Origin of the sequence: Clostridium sp. BSD2780061688st1 H5 (assembly GCF_005845155.1) — a bacterium.
Taxonomy (GTDB): domain Bacteria; phylum Bacillota; class Clostridia; order Lachnospirales; family Lachnospiraceae; genus Claveliimonas; species Claveliimonas intestinigallinarum.
This window is the reverse complement of sequence record NZ_SPGT01000008.1, coordinates 108454-134267: the sequence shown is the minus strand read 5'-3', so window position 1 is coordinate 134267 and position 25814 is coordinate 108454. Positions and strand designations below refer to the sequence as shown.

The 25814-nt window shown below is 54.6% G+C and carries 27 protein-coding genes; 7 read left to right on the top strand and 20 right to left on the bottom strand.

Going from position 1 to position 25814, the window contains the following annotated elements; translation table 11 throughout:
* Positions 1-227: 227 nt before the first annotated feature.
* The 3 genes from FGQ86_RS07240 to FGQ86_RS07230 are packed head-to-tail and all read left to right on the top strand — an operon-like array spanning position 228 to position 1069.
* The gene (locus FGQ86_RS07240) at positions 228-662 is read left to right on the top strand and encodes a MarR family transcriptional regulator (RefSeq protein WP_243127183.1); all 435 of its coding nucleotides are present in this window, start codon (positions 228-230) and stop codon (positions 660-662) included.
* A gap of 3 nt (positions 663-665) precedes the next feature.
* Complete coding sequence (locus FGQ86_RS07235) at positions 666-884, top strand: DUF6198 family protein (RefSeq protein WP_033125496.1); 219 nt, start codon at positions 666-668, stop codon at positions 882-884.
* Positions 866-1069 (top strand): cytidylate kinase family protein, encoded by a 204-nt coding sequence (locus tag FGQ86_RS07230; protein WP_033125495.1) that lies wholly within the window; start codon positions 866-868, stop codon positions 1067-1069. The genes FGQ86_RS07235 and FGQ86_RS07230 overlap by 19 nt, the downstream gene beginning before the upstream one ends.
* Positions 1070-1114: 45 nt before the next feature.
* Here the strand turns inward: FGQ86_RS07230 and FGQ86_RS07225 are convergent, their stop codons facing one another.
* Together FGQ86_RS07225 and FGQ86_RS07220 are read right to left on the bottom strand one after the other, a co-directional pair.
* The gene (locus FGQ86_RS07225; RefSeq protein WP_138303321.1) at positions 1115-1990 is read right to left on the bottom strand and encodes a YitT family protein; all 876 of its coding nucleotides are present in this window, start codon (positions 1988-1990) and stop codon (positions 1115-1117) included.
* A gap of 68 nt (positions 1991-2058) precedes the next feature.
* Positions 2059-3399 carry a replication-associated recombination protein A gene (locus tag FGQ86_RS07220; RefSeq protein WP_033125493.1) on the bottom strand — a complete coding sequence of 447 codons (1341 nt, stop codon included), beginning with the start codon at positions 3397-3399 and terminating at the stop codon, positions 2059-2061.
* Positions 3400-3579: 180 nt separating this feature from the next.
* On the opposite strand from FGQ86_RS07220, the gene FGQ86_RS07215 reads away from it, so the two are divergent.
* Both FGQ86_RS07215 and FGQ86_RS07210 read left to right on the top strand, forming a co-directional pair.
* A complete protein-coding gene (locus FGQ86_RS07215; RefSeq protein WP_138303320.1) occupies positions 3580-3900 on the top strand; it encodes a FeoA family protein in 321 nt (106 codons plus the stop codon).
* The gene (locus tag FGQ86_RS07210) at positions 3897-5768 is read left to right on the top strand and encodes a ferrous iron transporter B (RefSeq protein ID WP_138303319.1); all 1872 of its coding nucleotides are present in this window, start codon (positions 3897-3899) and stop codon (positions 5766-5768) included. The genes FGQ86_RS07215 and FGQ86_RS07210 overlap by 4 nt, the downstream gene beginning before the upstream one ends.
* Before the next feature lie 143 nt (positions 5769-5911).
* On the opposite strand, the gene FGQ86_RS07205 is transcribed toward FGQ86_RS07210, so the two are convergent.
* The 5 genes from FGQ86_RS07205 to FGQ86_RS07185 are packed head-to-tail and all read right to left on the bottom strand — an operon-like array spanning position 5912 to position 11424.
* Entirely contained in the window at positions 5912-6529 is a 618-nt protein-coding gene (locus FGQ86_RS07205; RefSeq protein WP_138303318.1) for a flavodoxin family protein, read from the bottom strand.
* A 21-nt stretch (positions 6530-6550) separates the two neighbouring features.
* Positions 6551-8446, bottom strand: a complete 1896-nt coding sequence (locus FGQ86_RS07200) for an extracellular solute-binding protein (protein ID WP_033125491.1) — start codon at positions 8444-8446, stop codon at positions 6551-6553.
* Positions 8443-9285, bottom strand: a complete 843-nt coding sequence (locus FGQ86_RS07195; protein WP_033125490.1) for an ABC transporter permease — start codon at positions 9283-9285, stop codon at positions 8443-8445. Before FGQ86_RS07195 ends, FGQ86_RS07200 begins: the two co-directional genes overlap by 4 nt.
* A complete protein-coding gene (locus FGQ86_RS16590) occupies positions 9286-10863 on the bottom strand; it encodes an ABC transporter ATP-binding protein (RefSeq protein ID WP_138303317.1) in 1578 nt (525 codons plus the stop codon).
* Positions 10864-10890: 27 nt separating this feature from the next.
* Positions 10891-11424, bottom strand: a complete 534-nt coding sequence (locus FGQ86_RS07185) for an XRE family transcriptional regulator (protein WP_033125488.1) — start codon at positions 11422-11424, stop codon at positions 10891-10893.
* Positions 11425-11675: 251 nt separating this feature from the next.
* Here FGQ86_RS07185 and pepT point away from each other — a divergent pair, with 251 nt between their 5' ends.
* Complete coding sequence (gene pepT, locus FGQ86_RS07180) at positions 11676-12899, top strand: peptidase T (protein ID WP_138303316.1); 1224 nt, start codon at positions 11676-11678, stop codon at positions 12897-12899.
* A gap of 464 nt (positions 12900-13363) precedes the next feature.
* Here pepT and FGQ86_RS07175 read toward each other — a convergent pair whose 3' ends face one another.
* The 6 genes from FGQ86_RS07175 to udp form a co-directional block, all read right to left on the bottom strand.
* Positions 13364-14860, bottom strand: a complete 1497-nt coding sequence (locus FGQ86_RS07175) for a Na+/H+ antiporter NhaC family protein (RefSeq protein WP_138303315.1) — start codon at positions 14858-14860, stop codon at positions 13364-13366.
* Between the two features lie 49 nt (positions 14861-14909).
* On the bottom strand, positions 14910-15959 hold the full coding sequence (locus FGQ86_RS07170) for an aldo/keto reductase (RefSeq protein WP_138303314.1): 1050 nt from the start codon (positions 15957-15959) through the stop codon (positions 14910-14912).
* On the bottom strand, positions 15956-16327 hold the full coding sequence (locus tag FGQ86_RS07165) for a TIGR04076 family protein (protein WP_033125482.1): 372 nt from the start codon (positions 16325-16327) through the stop codon (positions 15956-15958). The genes FGQ86_RS07170 and FGQ86_RS07165 overlap by 4 nt, the downstream gene beginning before the upstream one ends.
* 392 nt (positions 16328-16719) lie before the next feature.
* Positions 16720-17379 carry a deoxyribose-phosphate aldolase gene (gene deoC, locus FGQ86_RS07160; RefSeq protein ID WP_138303313.1) on the bottom strand — a complete coding sequence of 220 codons (660 nt, stop codon included), beginning with the start codon at positions 17377-17379 and terminating at the stop codon, positions 16720-16722.
* Positions 17380-17400: 21 nt separating this feature from the next.
* Positions 17401-17832: a cytidine deaminase gene (locus tag FGQ86_RS07155; RefSeq protein WP_138303324.1), complete on the bottom strand. Its 432-nt coding sequence runs from the start codon at positions 17830-17832 to the stop codon at positions 17401-17403.
* A 29-nt stretch (positions 17833-17861) separates the two neighbouring features.
* Positions 17862-18659 (bottom strand): uridine phosphorylase, encoded by a 798-nt coding sequence (gene udp, locus FGQ86_RS07150; RefSeq protein WP_138303312.1) that lies wholly within the window; start codon positions 18657-18659, stop codon positions 17862-17864.
* Positions 18660-18770: 111 nt separating this feature from the next.
* On the opposite strand from udp, the gene FGQ86_RS07145 reads away from it, so the two are divergent.
* A complete protein-coding gene (locus FGQ86_RS07145) occupies positions 18771-19142 on the top strand; it encodes a hypothetical protein (RefSeq protein ID WP_138303311.1) in 372 nt (123 codons plus the stop codon).
* A gap of 68 nt (positions 19143-19210) precedes the next feature.
* On the opposite strand, the gene FGQ86_RS16205 is transcribed toward FGQ86_RS07145, so the two are convergent.
* The 7 genes from FGQ86_RS16205 to FGQ86_RS07115 form a co-directional block, all read right to left on the bottom strand.
* Complete coding sequence (locus FGQ86_RS16205; protein ID WP_033125478.1) at positions 19211-19396, bottom strand: hypothetical protein; 186 nt, start codon at positions 19394-19396, stop codon at positions 19211-19213.
* A 136-nt stretch (positions 19397-19532) separates the two neighbouring features.
* Positions 19533-20558: a hypothetical protein gene (locus FGQ86_RS07140; RefSeq protein ID WP_138303310.1), complete on the bottom strand. Its 1026-nt coding sequence runs from the start codon at positions 20556-20558 to the stop codon at positions 19533-19535.
* A gap of 83 nt (positions 20559-20641) precedes the next feature.
* Positions 20642-21850 carry an aminotransferase class I/II-fold pyridoxal phosphate-dependent enzyme gene (locus tag FGQ86_RS07135; protein ID WP_138303309.1) on the bottom strand — a complete coding sequence of 403 codons (1209 nt, stop codon included), beginning with the start codon at positions 21848-21850 and terminating at the stop codon, positions 20642-20644.
* 54 nt (positions 21851-21904) lie between these two features.
* Positions 21905-22918, bottom strand: coding sequence for an acyltransferase family protein (locus tag FGQ86_RS07130; RefSeq protein WP_138303308.1), 1014 nt, complete (start codon positions 22916-22918; stop codon positions 21905-21907).
* 22 nt (positions 22919-22940) lie between these two features.
* A complete protein-coding gene (locus FGQ86_RS07125; protein WP_138303307.1) occupies positions 22941-23852 on the bottom strand; it encodes a 4-hydroxy-3-methylbut-2-enyl diphosphate reductase in 912 nt (303 codons plus the stop codon).
* A gap of 205 nt (positions 23853-24057) precedes the next feature.
* Positions 24058-25068 carry a GGGtGRT protein gene (locus FGQ86_RS07120; protein ID WP_033125473.1) on the bottom strand — a complete coding sequence of 337 codons (1011 nt, stop codon included), beginning with the start codon at positions 25066-25068 and terminating at the stop codon, positions 24058-24060.
* A 49-nt stretch (positions 25069-25117) separates the two neighbouring features.
* The gene (locus FGQ86_RS07115; RefSeq protein ID WP_033125472.1) at positions 25118-25810 is read right to left on the bottom strand and encodes a nitrogen fixation protein NifU; all 693 of its coding nucleotides are present in this window, start codon (positions 25808-25810) and stop codon (positions 25118-25120) included.
* Positions 25811-25814 lie beyond the last annotated feature (4 nt).

Genomic DNA, 25814 nt, shown 5'->3' with positions numbered 1-25814 from the left:
AGAACGGCGTGGTAACCGTTCTCCTTTTTTATAGTCGGGTGTCCTTTCAGTCACTTCGTGACTTTTGGGACACCCTCTTTTTTATTCTTGACTTTTCCTTTCCATATAATTATAATTCTAACTGTTTGAATTCTAATATTTTATCCATAGTATCCGCCCGCAGTGCGATGCTGCCTGTGCGTACAGCATGGACGCTGCCGGCGATGCACAAAAGGAGGAACATTCCCATGTATGCTCAGAAGCTTTCTTTCCACTATCTCAGCATGTCCGTCCACGCCATGTTTCACAGGCGTCTCCTGGACAGCCTGAAGTGCCGTCAGCTCACAGCCGGCCAGCCCAAGGTACTGGACTATCTCCAGGACCACAACGGAGCCACCCAGAAAGAAATCGCGGCGGCCTGCCACATAGAGCCCGGATCTCTGACCGCCGTTCTGAACCGGATGGAACAGAAAAATATGATCCAGCGCAGGATGCTTGACGGCAACCGGCGTTCTCGCCATGTCTTTTTAACCCCCTCCGGCCGAAGAGACCAGGAGGCAGTCAGGGACGCCTTTCTGCGCCTGGAGGAACAGGTTTTTCAGGGCATAGCAGAAGAGGATCGGGAGGTATTCATGAGAATTTTCCAGAGAATCTACGATAATCTTTCAGAAGGAGGCAGATAAAATTTGGAAAAATTAAAACGCTATATCTTATTTTTTATCGGACTTTTTATCAATGCATTCGGGGTGAGCCTGATCACAAAGGCGGATCTTGGCACCTCTCCTATTTCTTCCATCCCCTATGTGCTTAGTCTGCACTTCCCCATGACACTGGGAACCTTCACTGTCATATTCAGCCTGTTTCTCATTGCGCTGCAGCTTATATCATGTCACGAGAGGGACTGACTGAGGAGAAGGCACGCCAGAAAATCCGTCAGACAGACCAGCACCGGGCGGAGTATTATCACTACTACACCCGGCGTCCCTGGGGATCTGCCCCCAACTACCACCTCTGTCTGGACACCCGGATGGGAGAGGCTTTCATCCAGGATACTGTCATAAAGGCAGCCCACACGCTTGGCCAGAGCTGAGAGCTCTGGCTGCCCTCAAACAGGAGCACATTTAATCTGCTATTCTTACTCGATATTTTCATCGTCCAGTCTGTGGAAGTCACGGTTGTTCCCAAATACGTGAATCAGGGGAATGACCTTGATAAAGCAGTCGTAGCTTCCCTCCTTGATAAACTCCCGGAGCTGCACGTACTCCCTGGAATTGCACACGCAGCTCATCTGGACCTTGGGCTCCTTTGAGTAGCCTCCCATGGCGTCGTGGTAGATGGTCACACTTTTGTGTATAGTGTTGATGACGAAATCCTCGATCTTCTCCATATTCTTCCCGATCATCTGCACGTCGTACAGCTTTGGTCCCAGGTTAAACACCACATAGTTCATACTGTTCACATAGATGAGCTGTCCCGCAAAGGCGTAGGCCAGCTGATCCAGGCTGAAGGCCAGGGTCATGAAAAGAAGGATGATGACCTCCTCAAAGGAGTAGATCTTCTTCAGCTCCGTGGACTTCCAGATGGTCTTCTTCAGTATCTTTGCCACCGTGTCATCCCCGCCATAGGAAAATCCGATCCGGTAGGGAATACCGATCCCCACTCCGTAGAGGACTCCAAACGCCGCCAGGGCGATGAGCTTCTCCTCAAAGATGATCTGCACATCCACAAAGCTCAGCACCCACAGAACCATGGGGTAAAGGATAGAGAGGATGACGATATTGGACGCATCCTTTCTCCCCAGCGTCAGCCATGTGATGATCAAAATGACAATGGTGATGGCATAGTAGATCAGCGCGTAATTGATCCCTGTGAAATGCTCAATGGTCATGGAAATACCTGTGATTCCCGGCGCTGCCAGACCGTTGGGAATCATGATCCAGTTGGTCGCGATGCTGCAGCACAGACAGCCAAGGATCAGAAGAAACGCTTTAAAAACCGGTGATTTTTTCATAGTGCTCTGTGCAGGACCCCCGCATCCCGCTTTCCTCCTCATCCGTAATGATATACCTTTCTTCCATGTTATTCTGAACGTCCCTCTTTGTCAAGATGAGCTCTTTTCCATTTCTTGATCTTTTCCAGTCTGTCTCTCACCTGGCTCTCCTGCCCCTCCCCTGTGGGCTGGTAGTAGACGGTTCCCCTCATGGACTCGGGGAAACACTCCATGGCGGTCAGCTTCTCCTCACTGTCATGGGCGTACTCGTAGCCCTTTCCGTAATCCAGCTCCCTCATAAGAGCTGTGGGCGCGTTGCGAAGCTGCAGAGGAACCGGCTCAGCCTTTCCTGTCCGCACATCTCTTTTGCAGGCCTCGCAGGCCGTGTAGAGAGCGTTGGACTTGGGGGCCATAGCCAGATAGACCACTGCGTGAGTCAGATGCACATCGCACTCCGGCATTCCCAGAAAATGGCAGGCCTGGTAGGCGGCCACCGCCACCTGAAGAGCCTGGCTGTCCGCCATCCCCACATCCTCGCTGGCAAAGCGGATCAGTCTCCTCGCAATGTACAGAGGATTTTCCCCTCCCTCCAGCATCCGGCACATCCAGTAGATGGCCGCGTCCGGGTCGCTGTTCCGCATGGACTTGTGGAGAGCTGAGATCATGTTGTAGTGCTCCTCCCCTGTCTTGTCGTAGAGAAGGGACTTTCTGCTGATGCACTGCTCCATCCCCTCCCGGGTGACCAGGATGCCGTCCTCCTTTATCTCCCCGTTGAGAACCGCCATCTCCAGGGTGTTCAGCGCCGTCCTTGCATCGCCTCCGGCGAAGGCGGCGATGGCCTGGAGCTGCTCTTTTGTGATCTGCACGTTCTGTCCCCCAAAGCCTCTGGGATTTGTCAGGGCATTCTCGAGGAGGCGGAGCAGATCCCTCTCCTCCAGCGCTTTCAGGACAAAGACACGACATCTGGACAGGAGCGCGGCATTGATCTCAAAGGAAGGATTTTCCGTGGTAGCCCCAATGAGGATGATGCTGCCCTTCTCTACATAGGGCAGGAAGGCGTCCTGCTGGGCCTTGTTGAACCTGTGGATCTCGTCCACAAAGAGCAGGGTTCTTCTGCCCGCCCTGCGGCTCATCTCCGCCGCCTCCATCACCGAGCGTATCTCCCTGATCCCGCTGGTGACCGCGCTGAAATTGATAAACTCCGCATTGGTCCGCCCGGCGATGATACTGGCCAGGGTCGTCTTTCCCACACCCGGAGGTCCCCAGAAGATCATGGAGGAGATCTGATCCCTCTCTATGATCTGCCGGAGCATCTTCCCTTGTCCCAGCAGATGCTCCTGCCCCACAAAATCATCCAGCGTGTCCGGCCGCAGCCGGTTGGCCAGAGGAGTCATCTCCTCTCTCTGGTCAAACAATGTCATCTGTTCCATATGATAAATCGTCACCTCGTTTGTCTCTCATCTGCTATCTCGATACTCCACCATGTTTATCATAGCAAACATGTGTTCGCTTTGCAACTGCCTTTTTCTCCTCTCCTTCCGATGTGGCATTTTCCGGCAGGCAGCATAGGATAAAGTAACAACTCTCTGTCTTCTCAAGGTGAGCTTATCATGAACAGTACGCCATCCTATACCGTTCCCTCCTCCCAGTCAGGCTCCCTGGCGGATCTTGCTCCGGGAATGGAAGGACGCATCCTGGGCTTCCGGGAGGGCTGCCGTCTGCGCCTTCGCCTCCTGGATCTGGGCTTTGTGCCCGGAACCCTGGTAAAATGCACGGGCAGAAGTCCTCTGGGAGACCCCTGCGCCTACCTGGTCCGCCGGACGGTCATTGCCCTGCGCAAAGCGGACGCCTCCCAGGTGAACATAGCATGGGAAGCTACGTCCTATGTCTCTGAAACCAGCAATGATCAACAAGGGGGAAACAGCAATTGAATCAGGAAAAGAAATGGACGATAAAGACAATCGCTCTTGCAGGAAATCCCAATGTGGGAAAAAGCACGCTCTTTAACGCTCTGACCGGCTTGCGCCAGCACACGGGCAACTGGCCCGGAAAGACGGTAGAGCTGGCCCGGGGCACAGTTCGCCACAAAGGCGTCCTCTATCAGGTCACTGACCTTCCCGGATGCTATTCTCTTTTGTCCCACTCCCAGGAGGAGGAGATCGCGCGGGACTTTCTTCTCAGCCAGCCCCCCGACCTGGTTGTGGCGGTCTGCGACGCCTGCTGCCTGGAGCGAGGCCTTCTCCTCGCCCTGCAGCTTTTGTCTCTGTCTGACCATGTGATCCTCTGCGTCAACCTCATGGACGAGGCCGCAAGGAGAGGGATACATATCCGGACTGATATTCTATCCACCCTTCTCGGCATCCCGGTTGCCGCCTGCTCTGCCAGAAGCCGTGGAGGGACAGCTCCTCTTCTCCGGGCTCTGGAGCAGTCATCTCAAAGCTCCGGCGGTAAGAGCAATCTTTCCGCCGCCCAAAAGCCTCCGGCACAGTCCGCCGACCTTGTCCGCCGCGCGGAAGAGATCTGCCGCCAGGCCGTGACCTGCGACAGTGCTGCCTGCGACAGAAGGGATCGGAAGCTGGACGCTCTGTTCACCGGGAGGATCACCGGATTTCCCATCCTCTTTCTCCTCCTTCTGTGCCTTTTCTGGATCACTGTCAGCGGCGCCTCCGTCCCCTCTGCCCTGCTGTCCGGCTGCCTTTCCTCCCTGGAGGGCAGACTCCTGTCAGCGGCGCAGAGCCTGGGGATTCCCTCCTCCCTGTACGAGCCGGCCATATGCGGCGTCTACAGGGTCTCCTCCTGGGTGGTCTCCGTGATGCTGCCTCCCATGGCCATCTTTTTCCCCCTCTTCACCCTGCTGGAGGACAGCGGCTACCTGCCCAGGATCGCCTTCAACCTGGATCGGTGCTTTCAGAAATGCCGCACCTGCGGGAAGCAGGCTCTGACCATGTGCATGAGTCTTGGCTGTAGCGCGGTGGGCGTCACAGGCTGCCGCATTATCGACTCTCCGAGGGAGAAGCTGATCGCAGTCCTGACCTCCTGCCTGATCCCCAGCAACGGAAAGTTTCCCGCCCTCCTGACACTGATCACCCTGTTCGCCGCAGGCGGGCGCAGAGGCCCTGCCGCCTCCCTTCTGACCGCCTTCTGTCTGGCCGGCACTCTTTTGTTCTGCACAGGGGCAGCCCTCTTTGCCTCCTTTCTTCTGTCCAGGACGCTCCTTAGAGGCATGCCCTCCTCCTTCACTCTGGAGCTTCCGCCCTACCGGAGGCCTAAAGTCGGTCAGGTGATCCTTCGCTCCATGCTCGACAGAACCCTCTTTGTACTTGGCCGGGCTCTCACCGTAGCGGCTCCGGCCGGACTCCTCATCTGGGCTCTGGCAAATGTGCGGACGGGGGATGTCTCCCTCCTGGCCCGCCTGGTCGCCCTCCTGGATCCCCTGGCCCGGATTTTTGGACTGGATGGGACAATTCTCACAGCCTTTATCCTGAGTCTTCCGGCAAACGAGATCCTGATCCCCCTCATGCTCATGATCTATATGGGAAACAGCTCCCTGCTGGACATCGCAGACCCTCAGATCATTTTCTCCGTATTTGCCGAAAACGGCTGGACTTGGCAGACCGCTCTTTGCACGGCCCTCTTCCTCCTCATGCACTGGCCCTGCGCCGCCACCTGCCTGACCATACACAAAGAGATAGGCAGCCTGAAATGGACGCTGGTGGCCGTCCTTCTGCCTACCGGGATGGGGCTTCTGGCCTGCCTTCTGTGCCGCCTGCTCTTTGACTGCCTGCCATATCCTATATGATTCGGAACTCCTTCCGCCTTCCCCGGCAGAACCTGTGCCGGCAAAAGGAAGCCCGGGAAGGGCGCTCTCCAAAGATGCGCTCCTCTCCCGGGCATTTTCTGTTCCTATACTGTTCTCCCTGCTATGCTGCCGCAGGAAATCTATTACCGCACAAAATTGGTGAACTGGCTGGCTTCCTTCTCCGGCAGGCCGTACTCCTTTTTGCCGAGGGCGATGCTCTTCATGAGGAAGGACATGTTCCTGGCCAGAGTGCGCATAGTCTGCAGCCCCTCCGGATCCTGGGCTGCCTCACCGGGCACCTGCCCGTGGACGCTGTTCCAGTACTGGCTGGAGGCCACCGGCATGCCGCAGATAGTGAAATACTTGTTCAGCTCGTCAAAGGTGGCTGACAGGCCGCCTCTTCTTGCCACTACCACACTGGCTCCCACCTTCATGGTCTTGTCAAAGTGGGTGCTGTAGAACAGGCGGTCCAGAAAGGCGACAAGCGTGGCGTTGGCTGACGCGTAATACACGGGGCTTCCCACCACGAGGCCGTCACATTCCTCAAATTTGGATGCCGCCGCATTGACTTCATCGTCAAAGACACACTTGCCCTTGTCGCCGCAGGAGCCGCAGGCAATGCAGCCCCTGATAACTTTATTCCCGATATGGAGGATCTCTGTCCCGATGCCCTCCCCGTCAAAAATCTTCTTCATCTCCTCCAGGGCCGCAGCCGTATTTCCCTTTGCGTGGGGGCTGCCGTTGATCAATAAAACCTTCATGTCTCATTTTCCTCCTCTGTCTTAATCTGCGTTGCTGGCCGCAATCTTTACCCGGCTCCACAGATCGCTGATAATCTTCTTTGTGTGCTCATTGTAGACAAACACCTCATCATTTTCATTGTCCGTCCTGGGGATGTAGGCGTTGATGCCCTCAAAATCCCCGCCCTCGCCGGACAGCACATCCATGACCTCCTGGTTGGCGGATGTGTACCCAACATAGCTGGAGTTGTCGTAGGCGCCGTCATAGTCGCTGGCAAAATTGATGAAAGCGTGGGCCAGCTCCGGGTTCTTGGCGTTCTTCGGGATGACCATGGCGTCGGACCAGAGGTTCGTGCCGCTCTCCGGCATGAAATACCCCATATCCTCATTCTCCGCCATGACGTAGGTGGCGTCCCCCGAGTAGATCAGTCCCAGCGCCTTGCGCCCCTGAGCCATATTGTCGATGATCTCGTCTGTGACGATCTCTGTATCCATGGTCTCCACACACCGCACAAGCCAGTCGTAGGCCTCCTGCAGCTCTGATTCGTTCTCCGTGTTCATGGAGTAGCCCAGAGCCTTGAGGGCCATCATAAAGGAGTCCCTCTCGGAATCATACAGGTACACATCTCCCTTGTATTTCTCGTCCAGGAAAATGTTGTATCCCTCTTGTTCCAGATCTTCGATGTCTACCTTTGTCTTGTCGTACACGATCCCCACCGTGCCCCAGAAATAGGGGACAGAGTAGTCGTTGTTCGGGTCGTAGGGCAGTCCCAGAACCGCGTCGGAGAGCTTGTCGAAGCAGTCCAGCTTGGATTTGTCCAGCTTCTGCAGATATCCTTCCTGGATCAGGCGCTGGATCATATAGTCGCTGGGCACCAGCAGATCGTAGGACTCTCCGTTTGCCACCTTGATGTACATCTGCTCGTTGGAGTCAAAGTTCTCCATGACAACTGTGGCTCCGGTCTCCTCCTCAAAGTCGCCGATGATGTTCTCACCGGTGTACTCTCCCCAGTTGTAGATGTGCAGTGTCTGCCCCTCAAAGGGCCGGTCTGTCCCGGCTCCCCCTCCTGCCCGGAAGGCAAAGAGGCCGATGACAAGAGCGCAGCATACAGCCACAGCGGGCACAAACCTCCTGCGCCTTCCCATCTCCGCCTTCCTGCTCCTTTTGGCCGCCAGGACAGGAGCTACATTGATGACCACGAGCACGATGGTGATGATCACCACCACCAGGGTGGACACGGCGTTGATGCTGGGGTTGACTCGCTTGCTCATGGTGTAGACCACGATACTTAAGTTCTTCACGCCCCGCCCTGTCACAAAATAGGAAATGATAAAATCATCCACCGACATGGTGAAGGCGATGAGCGCTCCCGATACAATACCGGGCGTGATCTGGGGCACGATCACCTTTGTCAGCGCCCGGAAGGGGGTGGCCCCCAGATCCATGGCCGCGTCCGCCAGGTTGGGATCCAGGGACCGGATCTTCGGCATGACAGACAGCATGACGTAGGGGATACAGAAGGCGATGTGTGCCAGCAGCATGGTCATATAGCCCTTCTCCACGTTAAAGGTGATGAAGAGGAGCATAAAGCCGATGGCTGTCACGATCTCCGGGTTCATCATGGGCAGATTGTTTACCTGTTCCATGATATTCCGCACGATCTTCTTTGAGCTGGAAAGTCCGATGGCTGCCACTGTTCCCACCACTGTGGAGATCAGCGTGGCAATGATGGCAACGCTGAAGGTGGTATAGAGGGCTGTCATCATATCGCTGGACTCCAGCATGTGCTGATACCAGCGCAGGGAAAAGCCTGTAAAGCTGGTCAGCGATTTTCCCTCATTGAAGGAAAAAACAATCATATAGAGAATGGGGAGATAGAAAAACGCGATCATCACGATCATCAGGATCTTCCCAAAGGGGCGTCGGTTCTTTTTCATGCTCTCTCCCCCTTTCCTCCCTGGTTGTGGAGCTCAATCTTGCGCACCGCCATCATAAGCAGCATCATGATCACCGCCATGATCATGGAGATGGCGCTTCCGAAGTTCCACTCACCGACTGTGATAAACTGGTTCTCGATCATATTTCCGATGAGGAAATACTGCCCGCCGCCCAGCAGCTTCGGGATAAAGAAGGAGCTGACCGCCGGCAGGAACACCAGTGTGATGCCGTTGATGACGCCCGGCAGGGACAGCGGCAGCGTCACCCGCCCGAAGGTCTGCACCGGGCTGGCTCCCAGGTCCGCGCTGGCCTCCAGGAGGGAGTGATCCATCTTGGACAGGGAGGTCTGGATCTGCAGGATCATAAAGGGCAGGAAATTGTAGACCATGCCCAGCAGAACAGACCCTTCTGTATAGAGGAGCTCCACGTCCCCGAGACCGAACAGGCCGAGTATTCTCTGGATGATGCCCCCCTCGCTCAGAAGTCCGATCCAGGCGTAGGTCCTCACCAGCATGTTGATCCACATGGGAATGGTAATGCACAGGATCAGTATATTCTGCACCTTCTCCCGGCTCCTGGCGATAAAGTACGCCACAGGGTAGCCCAGGATCAGGCAGATGATGGTGGTCTTCACAGCGATCACAAGGGAGCGCCACAGGATCAGGAGGAAATCCGGATCCGTGAAGAACTTCACATAGTGTTCCAGTGTAAAGGAAAAGGATATGATGCTGTTTCCCGGCTCCATAAAGGAGTACATGGCGATCAGCGCCATGGGGAGCACCAGCATCAGCGCGGCCCACACGATGTAGGGCACTGCCAGTGTTGAAAATCTTTTCATCTAAAATACCTCCCTGGACATGACATGGATATCCTCCGGGAAGAAGGTGAGTCCCACCTGCTGTCCCTCCTGGGTGTAGTCTGTGGTGTGGATCTTGAACTCCCGGCCTGTGGTGGAGAAGGTGATCCGGTAGACGCCCTCCTTCACGTTTTCCGGCTCGAAATCGTAATCTACGCCAAGATCCACAGACTCGTCCTCGTTGCTCAGCTTCCATCCCTGGGCGCCGGCCCATGTCTTCAGATCCGTGTCCAGAGCCTGGGACTCTGTGATCTCATCCACAGTCTTGAAGAAATTGAAGGCCATAACGCCCTCATTTGCCTTCTCGTTCTTGACAAAGGGCTGGTCCACCACATAGATGGTCTTCTCGATACTGGTGCCGCCTGATGTGGTAAAGGTGACGGGATATTTCCCTTCCTCCTTTTCCAGGCTGTACTCCACCTTCGCGATGGAGATGTACTCATCTGTCTCGGGATCCCAGGCCTGGGCGTTGGACAGGGCGATAATCTCCTTGTCGTCCAGCTCCTCCACATCGTCGATATCCACATAGAAATCGTTGGCGCTGATCATCTCTCTGCCGTCCTCGCTCTTTACATCCTGGTTCCTTATGACGCGCATGTTGACCGTCACGCTTGTGCCGGGCACAGTCTCCACCATGATCTCATAGTGAACGCCCTTAAAGAGCACGCTTAAGACCTCCCCGGTCATCTTGCCGTCCTTCACATCCACTATGTCGATATCCTCCGGCCGGATGACCACGTCCACAGGCTCATTTTCCTTAAATCCAAAATCCACACAGTCAAAGGTGATGTCGTCAAACCGCACCCTGTAATCCTCCACCATAACCGCCGGGATGATGTTGCTCTCCCCGATAAAATTGGCCACATACCGGTTGGCGGGCTCATTGTAGATATCCTGGGGACTTCCCACCTGCTGGATCTCGCCGTTCTTCATGACCACGATCTTGTCGGACATGGTCAGCGCCTCCTCCTGGTCGTGGGTGACAAAGATGAAAGTGATCCCTACCTCCTGCTGGATCCTCTTCAGCTCGTACTGCATTTCCTTTCGAAGCTTTAAGTCCAGGGCGGCCAGAGGCTCATCCAGAAGGAGCACCTTTGGCTCGTTGACGAGAGCCCTTGCAATGGCTACCCTCTGCTGCTGCCCGCCGGACAGGAGGGTGGTATTCTTGTCCTCAAAGCCCTCCAGGCCGATAAGCTTTAACATCTTCATCACCTTCTGATCAATGACGTCCTTGCTCATCTTCTTGATCTTCAGCCCGAAAGCGATATTTTCGTACACGCTCAGGTGGGGAAAAAGAGCGTATTTCTGGAACACTGTGTTCAGCTCCCGCTCATAGGGCGGCTTCTTGCTGATTTCCTCCCCGTCGAAGATGACAGACCCCTCGTCCGCGTCCAGAAATCCTCCCAGGATTCGCAGCAGGGTGGTCTTTCCGCAGCCGCTTGGTCCGAGCAGAGTGACAAATTCATTTTCGTATATATCAAGGTTGATCCCCTTCAGAACGATCTGTCCGTCAAAATTCTTTACAATATTGCGGAACTCTATCAGTTTTTTCTCTTCCATCTCACTTCTCCTTCCTGTAAGAACATGCTAAAACATGGGCGGCGTGGTGATCCAGAGCACTCTGGCATCACTGCTGCCGTGGTTGTACAGATAATGGCTTGTGGTCCCGTCCAGGTAAAAGGTCTCCTTTGCCTTCACCTTGTACTTCTTGCTCCCCTGTACAATGGTCACGCTTCCCTTGAGCACATATCCGAATTCCTGGCCCTGGTATGCGGACATGATCTGGCTCTTTTTGCGCGGGTGCAGCGTCAGGATGATCGGTTCCATCTGGTTCTTCTGGGCATTGGGGACGATCCACTCGATGGTGCAGTCCTCCCGCTCGTCCACAAAGAAATCCTCCACGGGAAAGACGATCTGCTTTTCCTCCTCCTCCCGGAAAAATTCAGACAGACTGCTGCCCAGGGCTTCCAGGATGTCCTCCAGCGTCGCAATACTGGGGGTTGTCAGGTTCCTCTCCACCTGAGACAAAAAGCCCTTTGTCAGCTCGCTCCTGGAGGCCAGATCCCCCAGAGTCAGGTCGTTCTGCAGCCGCAGCTCCTTTAGCTTCTTTCCGATATCCACACCGCACCTCCTGTTTTCTAATACTATACTTTTCGTTAAAAATTAATGAACCTCCTCTATTATACATAGCTATGGCAGAAATGCAATAGCTTTTGACAAATTTTTATCTTTTCTGCCTGCCGTCCTTCTTGTCCGCTTGACGCCCCTGCCTCACAGAGCTAGAATAAAAGGGCAGCCAGACCGCGGAATCCACGCTTATCGCGCGGATCCTGAGCGGTCTTTGACACAGACAAGGAAAGGAAGAAACGACCATGAAAGCCTTTGAAAGACTCTTAAAATATGTAGTCATCCCCACACCAAGCGATGAGGGCAGCGGCACATCCCCCTCAAGCGCCTGCCAGTTTGACCTGGCAAACATCCTGACAGAGGAGATGACGGCCCTTGGCATCCAGGACGTGCGCCTGGATGAGCACTGCTACGTATACGGCCGCATCCCCGCCACACCGGGATATGAGAGCTGCCCGAAGCTTGGGTTCATCGCCCACATGGACACGGTCAGCGACTACTGCAGCGCTCCCATCCGTCCCGTCCTCCACGAGAACTACGATGGGAGGGATCTGCCCCTGGGCACAAGCGGACGCACGCTTACTGTAAAAAATTTCCCTCACCTGCCGGACCTGGCGGGGCGCACTCTCATCACCTCGGACGGAAATACGGTGCTGGGTGTGGACGACAAGGCCGGGATCGCTGAAATCCTCACCATGGCAGAGCGTCTGCGGGATGAAAGCATCCCCCACGGCTCCATCTCTATCGCTTTCACCCCTGATGAGGAGATCGGCACGGGAGCCTCCCATTTTGACGTGGAAGGCTTTGGGGCGGACTACGCCTACACTCTGGACGGGGACACAGAAGGGGAGATCCAGTACGAGAACTTTAACGCCTGCAAAGCCGACTTTGAGATCACCGGATTTGCGGTCCACCCCGGCTCCTCCAAGGACACCATGATCAACGCCTCCCTGGTGGCCATGGAGATCAACCAGCTTCTGCCCGGCATGGAGACTCCCAGGGGCACGGAGGATTACGAGGGCTTCTACCACCTCACGGGCATGTCCGGGGACGTGGCCTCCGCCCGGCTCCACTACATTGTCCGGGATCACGACGAGCACCTCTTCGAGGCGAAAAAGCAAACCCTCCGGCTGATTGAAAAAGACCTGAACGAGAAGTGGGGTCCGGGCACAGTCAGGCTCACCATCACGGACCAGTACAAGAACATGGCAGGCGTCATCGCGGACTGCATGCACCTCATTGAGAATGCCAGGAAGGCCTGCCAGCTTGCGGGAGTCACGCCCCGGATCCTGCCCATCCGGGGCGGCACGGACGGGTGCCAGCTCAGCTTCATGGGGCTGCCCTGCCCCAACCTGGGAACCGGCGGCCACGCCTACCACGGTCCCTACGAGCACACCACTGTGGAGGGCATGGACCAGGCCGTATCCGTACTCACGGAGCTGGTGAAGCTGTATGGGCAGATGCGGTAGATTTGGGTGTAGTAAAATCAGATATCACATATGTATACTCTTCCAATATGTATATTGCATTCTCAGAAAGCATATGCTATAATGCCAATAGGCTAAAAGATACAAATATTCCAAGAGGAACACACAAAACGAAAACCCCGGAGGTGTGCTAGACCTCCGGGGTTTTCTATTCCGTTTTTGTGGCGGCTTAAACCACAGGCTGGTTACCGGCTAATTGTCGCTGTCCAGCCATTTGCTGATGAGGTGTGTCACCACACCAGCCATGGCAGCAACAATAAAAGATACAACCACATCCAAGAAGAACACCCCCTTTCCGTACCAGGTATAGGGGCGGTAACAATAGAATTATAATACATCACTTTATGTATATTCTGCATAAAACACGAATAAATTACTATACATTAATAAGTAGACAAATGAACCCCCGGCAACTATCCGGGGGTTCTCTCCAATCATTTTCTTCCTTAAGCCTCCAGGGCACTCTTCCGCCCGGCCGCCTTCTCTCCTGTCAGGGTCTTCGCTCTAACAGGCTCGCCGTTCTCCCCCTCAAAGTCTCTGCCCCATCCTGTGATGACAGAAAAAAGAAGGACGAGAAACAGCATCATGCTGTAGAACATGCTGCCTCCCACCTGTGTTACGGTGAGGGGCGCCGCTATGTCGTAGCCCTCTGTCAGGGAGGTGCCTATGAAGACAAATACGCTCAGGAAGGGCACATTCAGCACAATGGCATTGGCAAAGCCGTCCAGCAGGTTGGCCCGGCGGTAGGGATGGAGCCCGGCCCGCTTGCCGATCTCATTCTGGATCTTTCCAAAGGTCGCCATGGATGCGCTGGTCACCCCGCCGAAGATCAGAGTGGTGACGGAGATGCCAAGCATCATGGCCACCTCCGCGCCTCTTGCGCTCTTTCCGAGGCGGCTCGACAGGATTGCCTCCGCGATCCGGTCCAGGACGCCTGCCGCTGTGAGCACACCCATGATGCCGTACACGGAGAGCACCAGAACTACCGTAGCCATCATACCGCTGATGCCGTCTGTCAGAAATCCTGCCGGGGCCCCGTCCTGAATGGAGATCACGTCGCCAAAGGTGAGAAGTCTGGATGCCAGGCCGATCACTGTGCCCAGAAGGATGCCGGCTGTGATGGCCTTGTAAATGTTTCTCGTCTTCACCGCGAGCACCAGCATCACTGCCACAGGTATGAGCATGATCAGGGTGGACGGGTTCTTATTTCCGGCCAATATCTCCTCCCCTCCTGTCCCTGCTGTTCCGCCTCCGCCAAAGGCCCAGAACAGAGCGAAGGACAGAGTGGCTGCCACAAGGGAATATTTCAGGCGGGTGGACACGCATCCTCCCACATCCGCGGTTCCCGGCCGGTTCCTGTACTCCTGGGTTCCGGCTGAAATGATGGTGGTATCCGAGATAGGCGCCAGATTATCGCCGAAGATGGCGCCGCCCACAATGGCTCCGGCCAGCACTGGTGCATTGCTTCCCAGCAGGATGCCTGCCGGGTAAAAGATAGGGAAGCAGGTAAACATGGTTCCCAGGGAGGATCCTGTGGCCGTGGCTATGACACAGACGGCAAAAAAGGTAAATGCCGTAAAGAGCCCGCCGCTAACATGAAAGTAGTCTGCCAGCCATACAAAGCCGGAAGAAATATCAGCGGCCTTGATCATAGAAGCGAACATGCCGATGATCAGAAGAAGGATGCCGATGGGCACCGCCTCCTTCGCTCCCTCGTAGACCGCCTCCCAGAAACGGTCATACTGTCCTTTCTTAACAAACACAGCGCCCACGAGAAGCCCCACAAAGGCTCCCATGGCAAGCGCGTACATCTCAAACGCCTTAAAGACGACAAAGTACAGGATACAGAAAAAGAGGAAGATCGCCACCGGCAGAAAAGCCATGCCCCATCCGCCGCGAAATTCCAGTCTTTCCCTTGTCTGCGTGTTTCTCTGCTGCTCCATGATAATACCTCCTGTTCCTATGATCTGTATGTCTGTGTGTATCTCTCTCCTACTCTTCCTCGCTTAAGTTCATCCACATGATGCTCCTGTACTTGGAGCCCACGGTCCTCTCCTGCTGGAAGGGCTCCCCCTCTACTGTGGGGTACTGCTCAAGGAAGCTCCGGATCCTCTGTATATCTTCCCCGGAGAGTTCAAAAGAAAAGATCCGCATATTGTCTTCCACGTGGCGGCTGTTCCTGACGCCAATGATGGCTGCTCCCACACCCTCCTGGCTCAAAATGTACCGGGACGCCACCTGGGAGATGCCTACACCGTATTTCTCCGCGATATCCTTCAGTATGAGAAGAAGCTGCTGGTAGCCGTCCCAGCCAAGGGAGTCCTCGATGACCTGCATATATTTCACCTGGGATCTTGTCTCCGGCTCCTCCATCTTCTTCCCGATCCATCTCTCTGCCAGGAATCCGCCGGACAGGGTTCCGTAGCAGAGCATAGGAATGTGATGCTGCTTCAGGTAATCCAGATATCCCTTCTCCGGCCTTCTGTCAAACACAGAGTATTGGGTCTGGCTTGTGACTACCGGAATTCCCGCGTCCACCAGCTCTGCCAGGTGGGCTGTATCGAAATTGGTGACGCTGATATTGCGGATCTTTCCCTTCTCCTTCAGCCTGCACAGATACCCGGCTGTCTCCACGCATCCCGGCACATCGTAATCCCACCAGTGGAACTGCACCATGTCCAGCACGTCCCGGTTCAGTCTTTTAAGGCTCCTGTCAATGATCTTCTCCGTGTACTGGAAATCCACTTTGTCCAGCATATCCAGATCCGGTACGTATTTTGTGTGGATCTGGATGTCTGCCGGGGAGACGCCTCTGCCATTTTTCAGCTCCAGCACGAATTTTCCCAGGAACTCCTCCACCCCTGTGTAGATATCGCCGCAGTCAAAGGTAGTAAATCCTCTCTCCGCCAGCATGTGGAAGGCCCGCATCACGTCGTCAAAATCCAGATCATTCTTGATGCTGTGTCCCTCCGACAGCTGCCAGCACCCGTTGATCACTCTGCTTATCTTATAGCCTTCTGTAAGTTCGATCTTCTCTGTCATAGTCTGTCTTCTCCTTTTTCTGTCTTTTCATTTTCTTCCCTGTAGAGAGGTTCCACTGTACACGCGCCGTGGCTGAATTTCCGTTTCCCGATACGGGTAATCTTAAATCTTGCCCCGCAGTTCGGGTCCGGACAGGCGATGACGCTGTCCGAGAGCATCCAGTCATTCTGATCCAGCACCCGCTGCTTTGCGGGAAGCAGGGGGAGCAGCGCGCTCAGGGCGTACATGGAAAAGGAATTGTTTTCCGGAAAGACAAGATTTTCTCCGATCACCAGAAAATAGTCTCCCTCCCTGTGGCTGCACACCATAGGCTTCTCCGACCCAACCACTTCCACCTTCAGGTCATAAAGCATAAAGCTGTCATCCATTTTCTCACCTCCAGACTGTCTTTCCCTGCATCCGGCTGACAGATTTCCTGCAACAGTAAAGCCCGAAGGACTTTCCTGTAAAATAAAAAAACCTGTCCCTGAAAATACTTCAAGGACAGGTAAAAACCTGCGGTACCACCCTGTTTGACATATCCCATAGATATGTCCACTCTGCCGGAATGCCATCACATCCCTGGCCCTCTAACGCTGGCCTTGCGTCTCGGCTACTCGGAAGCTCTTCCTTTCACGTCGCCCTCCGGGGCCCACTTACTGCCACTGACATCTCTTCGGCTTCCACCATCCCGAATTCGCTGCAGACCGTTTGGCAATACAACTTCCCCGTCTCCGGTTTATGGTAGTTAGTATAGCACCGGACACACTTGTCTGTCAATTTATTTTTTTATCAACTGTTTTATCAGCTTTACCAGCCTGCTTGTGCCCAGCCGGTCAGCCCCCAGCTCCAGGAACCTCTCCGCATCCTCAAAGGAGCGGATGCCCCCGGCCGCCTTGACCTTCACTCCTTCTCCCACATGCTTTCTCAGGAGTTCCACGTCCGCAAAGGTGGCTCCGCCGCTGGAAAATCCGGTGGATGTCTTGATGTACTCCGCACCGGCTCTTGTGACGATGTCACACATGGCGATCTTCTCCTCCTCTGTGAGGAGGCAGGTCTCGATAATGACCTTCAGGATCCTTCCCTGGCATGCCTCGTGCACCCTGCGGATCTCCTCCTCGATCTCATCGTATCTCTTATCTTTGAGGGCCCCCACATGGATCACCATATCGATCTCCGACGCTCCGTTGGCGACAGCGTCCCGGGCCTCATAAGCCTTGGCCTGCGCGGTGCTGTATCCGTTGGGGAAGCCGATCACCGTACAGATGGGAAGCCTCCCTTCCACATAATCTGCCGCCCTCTTTACATAGGCCGCCGGTATACAGGCGGAGGCGGTCCTGTAGGCGACCGCGTCGTCCAGTATCTGCCGTATATCCTCCCAGGCAGCGTCCTGGGCCAGCAGCGTGTGGTCTACATGGCTTAATATTTCCATCCTGTCCATTCTCTTTTTCGTCCTCTCTTTCTACTGATCCTTCTTCTCCAGATTGCCTGGCCCAAAGCCCCGGGGCAGCAGATCCTTCAGCTTATACACCTGATAGTCCTCCGCTCCCCTGGCCAGTATGATCTCAAATTCCTCCGGGGAGCAGAACTCCATCATGACCTGCCTGCACACCCCGCAGGGAGCCGTGTAGTCTGTCGGCACGCCGTCCATGCCTCCCACAATGCAGATGGCCCGGAAGTGGCGCTCTCCCTCGCTGACTGCCTTGAAAAAAGCGGTTCTCTCCCCGCAGTTGGTGGGGGTGTAGGCGGCGTTTTCAATGTTGCATCCTGTGTAGATCCTTCCCTCCTTGGTTAGAAGAGCCGCCCCCACTTTAAAGTGAGAGTAGGGTGCGTAGGCCTTCTCAAGCTGAACCATAGCCGCGCTGATCAGCTCCTGTATCTGTCCTTTATCCATTTGCTTTTTATCCACCTGTCCTCTTTCTGTCACTTTTTCTCCTCCCTGCCGGCCTGTCGCCCGGCCCGGATCATCCTGCGCAGAGCCTCCACAGCAGTCCGTACAGCTGTGTCTGTGTCGTGGACCACCGGATTTTCCAGCCCGGCCTTTGCCCGCTCCTGGTTAGCCATGACAAGAAAGCAGGAGCCCACCCTGACGCGGAGCGCGCTGGCCACCACAAAGAGAGCCGCCGACTCCATCTCCGAGGCCAGGCAGCCCAGGCGCTTCCAGGCCTCCCACTTGTTCAGAAGCTCATAGCTGACCGGCTTTGTCTCCGGCGCGTGCTGGCCGAAAAAGGAGTCCTTGCACTGCACCACGCCCACATGGCAGGGATACCCAAGCTCCTGCGCCGACTCTATAAGCGCGTTGGTGATCCCTATGTCCGCCACCGCCGGGAACTCAATGGGAGCGTACTCTCTGCTGGTTCCCTCCATCCGGATGGCGCCGCTGGCGATCACAATGTCCCCGCTCTTCACATCAAGCTGCATGCCGCCGCAGGTGCCCACTCTGATAAATGTGTCCGCCCCTGCCATAACCAGCTCCTCCATGGCGATAGACGCCGATGGGCCGCCGATGCCGGTGGAGGTAACGCTCACCTTCTCCCCCTCCAGATAACCGGTGTAGGTCACATACTCCCTGCTGTCCGCGATCAGCTTCGGACTGTCAAAATATTTCGCGATCTTTTCGCACCGCTTGGGATCCCCGGGGAGGATCACATATCGTCCCACATCCCCCTCTCCCACCTGGGTGTGATACTGCTTCTGTGCGTTTTCCGAGTAATTAATCATTGCTTTCACCTCTTTCTGTGTTATAATTTTACATCATAGGTCGAGGTGCTGTCAGTATCTTTTTGAAAGAGTTGAAGCCTGATATCCATTTTCCCCAGGGAGGCGGTGTAAATGAAAGCAAAGAAAAAACGACTGCTGTGTCTTTTGGCTGTGGTCATCCTGCTGTTTCTGCTTATTTTCTGGTTAAACCCAACTGTATTTGCCAGGGACGGCCTGCTGACACGGCTTCCTGTGGACGACTATCTGGTCCAGTGGGACGCGGGCTCCACCAGGCGCCATGACGCTGATATTGACACTCTCTGGCTCTTCTGCATCAGCTCCGGGGATGTGTCCGTTCAAAGAGAAGAAATGTATGAGGGATACGATGTGGAGGTAGAACAGGTCCTGCCCTTCCTGTACAGGTGGAAGCGCACGTTCAATGACACTGTCTTCCGGGTCACTGTGGGAGACCGGAAATACTATTTTACCATCGTCTCTGCCTAACAAAAAAACTCTGTGCAGATCCGATGTTTTTCATCTGCACAGAGTTTTCTTTCCAACTGCCGCCCGCTCTATGACGGCTCGATCCCTTCCACTTCAAATCTGGTAAGCCACGGGTACTCTATGTAATTCACGGCTATTTCCTCCGAGGTCTTCACCCCTTCCGCGGGGTAATACACATTACCGACCTCGCTCTCTGCGGCCACATAGCCCTTCGCCTCCATGGCCTCCCTGTCCTCTCGGGTAAAACTTACCACGATCTCCTTATACGGAGGCGCGCATCAGCTGGTGTACTCCTCCACGCCAAGCACAAGGTCGCTCCAGCCCAGCCTTTCCATATATGCCCTGGCCTGGTCATTCAGCTTTACCATCATTCCGGATCACGCTCCCTTTTTAATAGTATGAGCCAAAGCCCGAACCGAAGCCTGAGCCAAGGCCGCTCATAGCGCTTCCAATCATAGAAGTCAGCATGTCAGCTGCCATCAGGTAGAAAATGACATACAGAACAAGCGCTGAGATCACCTTCACGATAAAAAACGCGTACACTCTTCTGTCATCGTCCCCCTGCGCAACCGACCGGTAAGCCCCGTACTGGACATAGGGCAGGATCAGACCGCCGAACGCAAGGACAAAGGCGGAGCCGGTGAGGAAAAACGGAGCCAGCAGGCCTGCCACGATGGCGATAATCCCGTCGTAGAGCGCCCGGCTTCCCACCACGCAGAACATGGCGTTTATGTTGGTGCTGCCCTTAAACATGCCGGCGAACGCATTCAGGAGCACAGCCTCCAAGGCGTCAATTCCCACGGTTAAAAGGAGAGTGAGTATGATCAGCTTAAAATAAGGCATCTGTATCATACCGTTAGAGATTCCGGAGATCCTGGATGCCGCGATCAGGACAATGATCAGGATGATCAGCGCCTTCAGGCCGATCAGCTCCAGACCCACCAGCGGGGAGTTGCCCGCGGCTATCCTTCTTGTCTCTGTCACTGGGCGCTTCAGGATTGGAAGAACCTCCCGGAACATGTTCCTGGCTCCCGCCATGGCCTGGGCGCCCATCTGCTTCATCTGCTGGCTGTTCATGCCCGCCCACTGGGACTGCTGGCCGCCGTTCATGCCCTGTCCGTACTGCTGATTACTGTTCATGCCCTGGTTATACTGCTGGTAATTCGCTCCCTGGTATTGCTGCTGCCCGCCTGCCGCCTGATTTTGCTGCTGGCCGCCCTGATAATTTGTGTAGGGTGCGCTCTGCTGGCCGCCGTTCATGCCCTGATTATACTGCTGACTGCCGCTCTGCTGCTGGCTCCCTGCTCCGGGAGCAGCCTTGCTCTGGCTCTGTGCAGTATTCTGGTTCTGCTGCGTGCAGTTGCAGACCTCCCCTTCTTCCAGTCTTCTTCCGCATTGTGTACAAAATCTTGCCATTTCTTCGTCCCCTTCCTTCTCATTTCTGATAGTTTTATTGTAGTAAGATTGTCGGATCTTGTCAATCTTCGGCCTAAAAGTATTCAGTCACAGAAGACGTACCTGGCCAGGCGTTCAAAGGCCTCCTGCACTCTGGAAAAAGGCAGCGCCAGATTGATACGGACATGGCAAGGGCCGTGGAACATGCGGCCGTCCTGAAGCCCTACGCCCACATCCCAGGCCGCCCGCTCCACATCCTCGATCGTTTTCCCGTGCTCCCGGCACCACTTTGTACAGTCCACAAAAAGCATGTAGGTGCCTTCCGGGCGGCTGACCTCCAGGCCCTCCAGCCGGTCCTTGATAAACCGGCAGGCATAGTCCACATTTCCGGTAATGACCTGGCGCAGCTCATCCACCCACTCGCGGCCTTCCTGCCCGTAGGCGCCGATGAGGGCGTGCATGGACAGTACGTTCATACTGTTGTAGTGACTGAGGGAAGACTCCTTTGCAATCCGGTCTCTGATATAGGGATTATAAATAATGTGATAGCTCCCGATCAGGCCGGCCAGATTAAAGGTCTTGGACGGCGCGTAAAAGGCGGCGGTGCGCATCTTCGCATCCTCCGACACGCTCTGTGTGGGAATGTGCCTGTGTCCCTCCAGGATAATGTCTGACCAGATCTCATCCGAGACGACCATGACGTCGTATTTCCTGTAGAGCTCCATGGCCTTCTCGATCTCCCAGCGCTCCCACACGCGGCCGCATGGATTGTGGGGAGAACAGAAAATGGCCGCGTGGATTTTATGTTCCGCAAGCTTTCTCTCCATGTCCTCAAAATCCATCCGCCAGACATTCTTCTCGTCCTTAACCAGCGGGGAAAGGACTATGTTGTAGCCATTGTCTGTCAGGCAGCCGGTAAAGCCAATGTAGGTGGGAGAATGGAGGAGTACATTGTCTCCCCTGGAGCAGAACGCGTTTATGGCGCTGACCACGCCGCCAAGCACGCCGTTTTCATAGCCGATACAGGCAGGCGCAAGATCCGTGACGCCGTTTCTGTCTCTGTGCCACCGGATCACTGAGTCATAGTAGGCGTCACTGGGGGCAAAATACCCGAAGGCCGGATGCTTCGCCCGCTCTGTAATCGCCTCCACAACAGTGGGGACAGTCGCGAAATTCATATCCGCCACCCACATGGGGATAAAGTCGAATCCCTCCTTCGGCGGCGTGGGGGCCATGGGATTGGCACCCAGGGCATCGACGGCCAGGGCGTCCTTCCCGTACCGGTCCATGATGGAAGTAAAATCGTATTTCATAAATCTTCTCCTTTGCTGCGTCAGTTTTTCTGTGTATCTATTCTGCCTGCGGTATCAGGTGATCTTCCGTCCAAGCTTCGTCCTCCGCAGCAGCCAGACGCACAGGAAGGATACGGCTGTGATACTCGCCACAAGCGCCGGCACCGCGATCCAGGCGGACAGATCGTAGGGCTCCATATGCTTTTTGTAATTGTCCAGGAACAGGATATGGATGAGATAGATCCCAAAGGAACACCCGCAGAAGAGATCTATGACCCTTTTTGCCCTCTCACCGGGCCGCAGGCTTCCACCTCTCAGCCTGAGCATAACGAGGAAAAACATGGCAGAGGCCAGCACGATAAAGGGCATGCCATAGGTAAGGGCTCCCTCGTAGTGATCCCCCTGTACCACCGTCGCGGCCAGCGTGATGCCAAATGAGGCGGCAAGACTCGCAGCGCATACCGCTGCTGCCGCCCTCTGGCTGAGGCGAATGCGGTCCCTGTACTTATAGAGATAGTAGCCCGCGTACAGGTAATAGACATAGACCCGGTCCCCGATCAGAGGCGGGTCGTAGTAAAATTCGCCGTGCATCAGCCAAAGCAGATAATTGGCAATGACCGTCCCTGTAGTCACTACAAAAAAGGCTTTCTCCAGCTTTACGCTGAAGCTCCTGCACATCACCTGCAGGAACGGGAGGACCAGGTAAATGGGTATCATGGCATACAGATACCACAGATGCGCCTCCACAGGCTCATAGAGGATCGTCCGCAGGTCAAAATCAGACTTCATGTAAAAGGTATTCCACAGATAGTAGACCAGACTCCACACCACCAGCACGGTAAAAAACCGGATCAGTCTCTTCACATGCTTCTCAAGAGGCTCATCCCTCCCCATGAGCAGCGCCCCGGTGATCATGAAAAAGCAGGGCACGCTCACTCTGGCCGCCGTGTCCACCACAAGCGAAAAGAGGTATTCACTGTCCGGGATCTCCCCGTAGCCGCGGCAGAAATAATTGCTCACATGTATGGCGATCACCAGGACAAAGGACACCATGCGTATCAGTTCCAGGTTATAATTCTTTTCTCTCATCAGGTTCCCTTTCTATGACCGGTCAGTCAAGAATTTTCGTCAGGTCAGTGGCTGGCTTCCGGTAAGTGGCGGGATCAGTTTCCTCAAACTGTTCCAGAAATCCAATGACCTGGTTTGTCAGATAGGTGGGGGTGGACGCCCCAGAGGAGACAGCGGCCTTTCTCTTCCCTCTCAAAAGCTCCACATCCAGATCCTCCAGGCTCTCTATCATGTAGACCTCCCGTTTCTCCCGGGCGATGGCGGCCAGCTTCTGGGTGTTATTGGAGTGGGGATCCCCCACGATAAACACGATATCCACATCCTCGTCCATATTTTTGATGGCCTCCTGCCGGATCTTGGTGGCTGTACATGTCTCCTTCTCGACGAGTACGTAAGGCAGCAGCTTTTCCGCATATTCGCATAGCTCCTGCACATCGTACAGGGACATGGTAGTCTGGTTTGTGATGACGTAGGACCTGCCCGGATCTATGCCATCAAGGTCAGATTTGCTGGTAATAAGGTGGACCCTTTTTGCGTCGATAGAGACAGCCCCCTCCGCCTCCGGGTGCCCTGCCTTTCCAAAATATAATACCTCAAAGCCCTCTTGCAGCCTCGTCTTGATCACATTGTGGGTCTTGATCACATCCAGGCAGGAGGCGTCGATGACGTGGAGTCCCTTGCCGCGAGCTTTTTCAAACACCTGATCGCTGGCCCCGTGGGCCGTGATGATCACAGTCCCCTCATCAATCTCATCCAGAAGCTCCAGACGTGTCTTCCCCGGATGATCAATGGTCTCAATGCCCATCTCCTTCAGAGCATCCACAATGTACTGGTTATGGACGATCATGCCCAGGATGACGATGGGCTTCTTTTCGTCCTTTGCCTTTTTTGCCATCTCTATTGCACGCACAACGCCCTTGCAGTATCCCCTGGGGGTTATCGCTTTGACCTGCATCTTTCTTCTCTCCTGTTCACTCTCATAAATTCTTCTGATATTTTGCCGTATTTTATGCCGACGCTTACAGTGTATCATACTCCGGCGCAAGTTCATACAGTTTTCTTATAACCAGATAAATATGCAGACATAAAAAGCTCCCCACATGGCAGCTCCGGATTTTCCGGTGTCCGCCATATGGGGAGCAATTCATTTCAAAGGCTGATTAGAATTTGCCAGCCTTCTTTGCCTCTTCGATGGAAACGGCAACTGCGACAGTCATACCAACCATCGGGTTGTTTCCTGCGCCGATGAGACCCATCATCTCTACGTGAGCCGGTACGGATGAGGATCCTGCGAACTGAGCGTCAGAGTGCATACGTCCCATTGTGTCTGTCATACCGTAGGAAGCCGGTCCTGCAGCCATGTTGTCCGGGTGGAGTGTACGTCCTGTACCGCCGCCGGATGCAACGGAGAAGTATTTCTTTCCTGCCTCAACACACTCTTTCTTGTAGGTTCCTGCAACCGGATGCTGGAAACGTGTCGGGTTTGTGGAGTTACCTGTGATGGAAACGTCTACGCCCTCTTTCCACATGATGGCAACACCCTCGCGCACATCGTTTGCGCCGTAGCAGTTAACCTTGGAGCGAAGTCCGTCAGAGTAGGCAATCCTCTGCACTTCCTTCAGCTCGCCTGTGAAGTAGTCGTACTCTGTCTGTACGTATGTGAAACCGTTAATTCTGGAAATGATCTTTGCAGCGTCCTTTCCAAGTCCGTTCAGGATAACGCGGAGCGGTTTCTTGCGGACTTTGTTCGCTTTCTCAGCGATACCGATGGCTCCCTCTGCTGCTGCGAAGGACTCGTGTCCTGCCAGGAAGCAGAAGCAGTCTGTTGTCTCCTCAAGGAGCATCTTGCCAAGGTTGCCGTGTCCAAGACCTACTTTACGCTGGTCAGCAACAGATCCCGGAATACAGAAAGCCTGCAGGCCCTCTCCGATTGCCGCGGCAGCGTCTGCAGCTGTCTCGCACCCCTTCTTGATAGCGATGGCTGCACCTGTGATGTAAGCCCAGCATGCATTTTCAAAGCAGATCGGCTGAATGCCTTTGATCTGGTTGTATACGTCCAGTCCGGCATCTTTTGTGATCTTCTCAGCTTCTTCCAGTGAAGCAATGCCGTAGCTGTTTAACACTTCATTGATTTTATCAATTCTTCTTTCATATGATTCAAATAAAGCCATTTATGTATCCTCCTGAATTATTACCTTTATTCTTTGCGATAACCTGCGATTACTCTTTGCGGGGATCGATGATCTTCACAGCGTCATCTACCCGGCCGTACTGACCTTTGGCTTTCTCCCAGGCGTCGTTCGGTGTATCGCCGTTTTTGATAAAGTCTGTCAGCTTTCCAAGGTTTACGAACTGGTATCCGATGATCTCATCGTTCTCGTCAAGAGCGATACCTGTTACATATCCCTCAGCCATCTCAAGGTAACGGGGACCTTTGGCTAATGTACCATACATGGTTCCAACCTGTGAACGGAGTCCTTTTCCGAGGTCTTCCAGACCAGCGCCGATGGCAAGTCCGTTCTCGGAGAACGCGCTCTGTGTTCTTCCGTAAACGATCTGAAGGAAGAGCTCTCTCATGGCTGTGTTGATAGCGTCACAGACAAGGTCTGTATTCAGAGCCTCGAGGATTGTCTTTCCCGGCAGGATCTCGGAAGCCATAGCTGCGGAGTGCGTCATTCCGGAGCATCCCAGTGTCTCTACGAGAGCCTCCTGGATGATACCGTCCTTTACGTTCAGAGTCAGCTTACATGCTCCCTGCTGAGGTGCGCACCAGCCTACGCCGTGTGTAAAACCGGAGATGTCCTTGATCTCTTTAGCCTGTACCCATTTTGCTTCTTCCGGGATCGGAGCCGGTCCGTGATTTGCACCCTGAGCTACCGGACACATCATTTCTACTTCATGTGAATAAATCATTTTA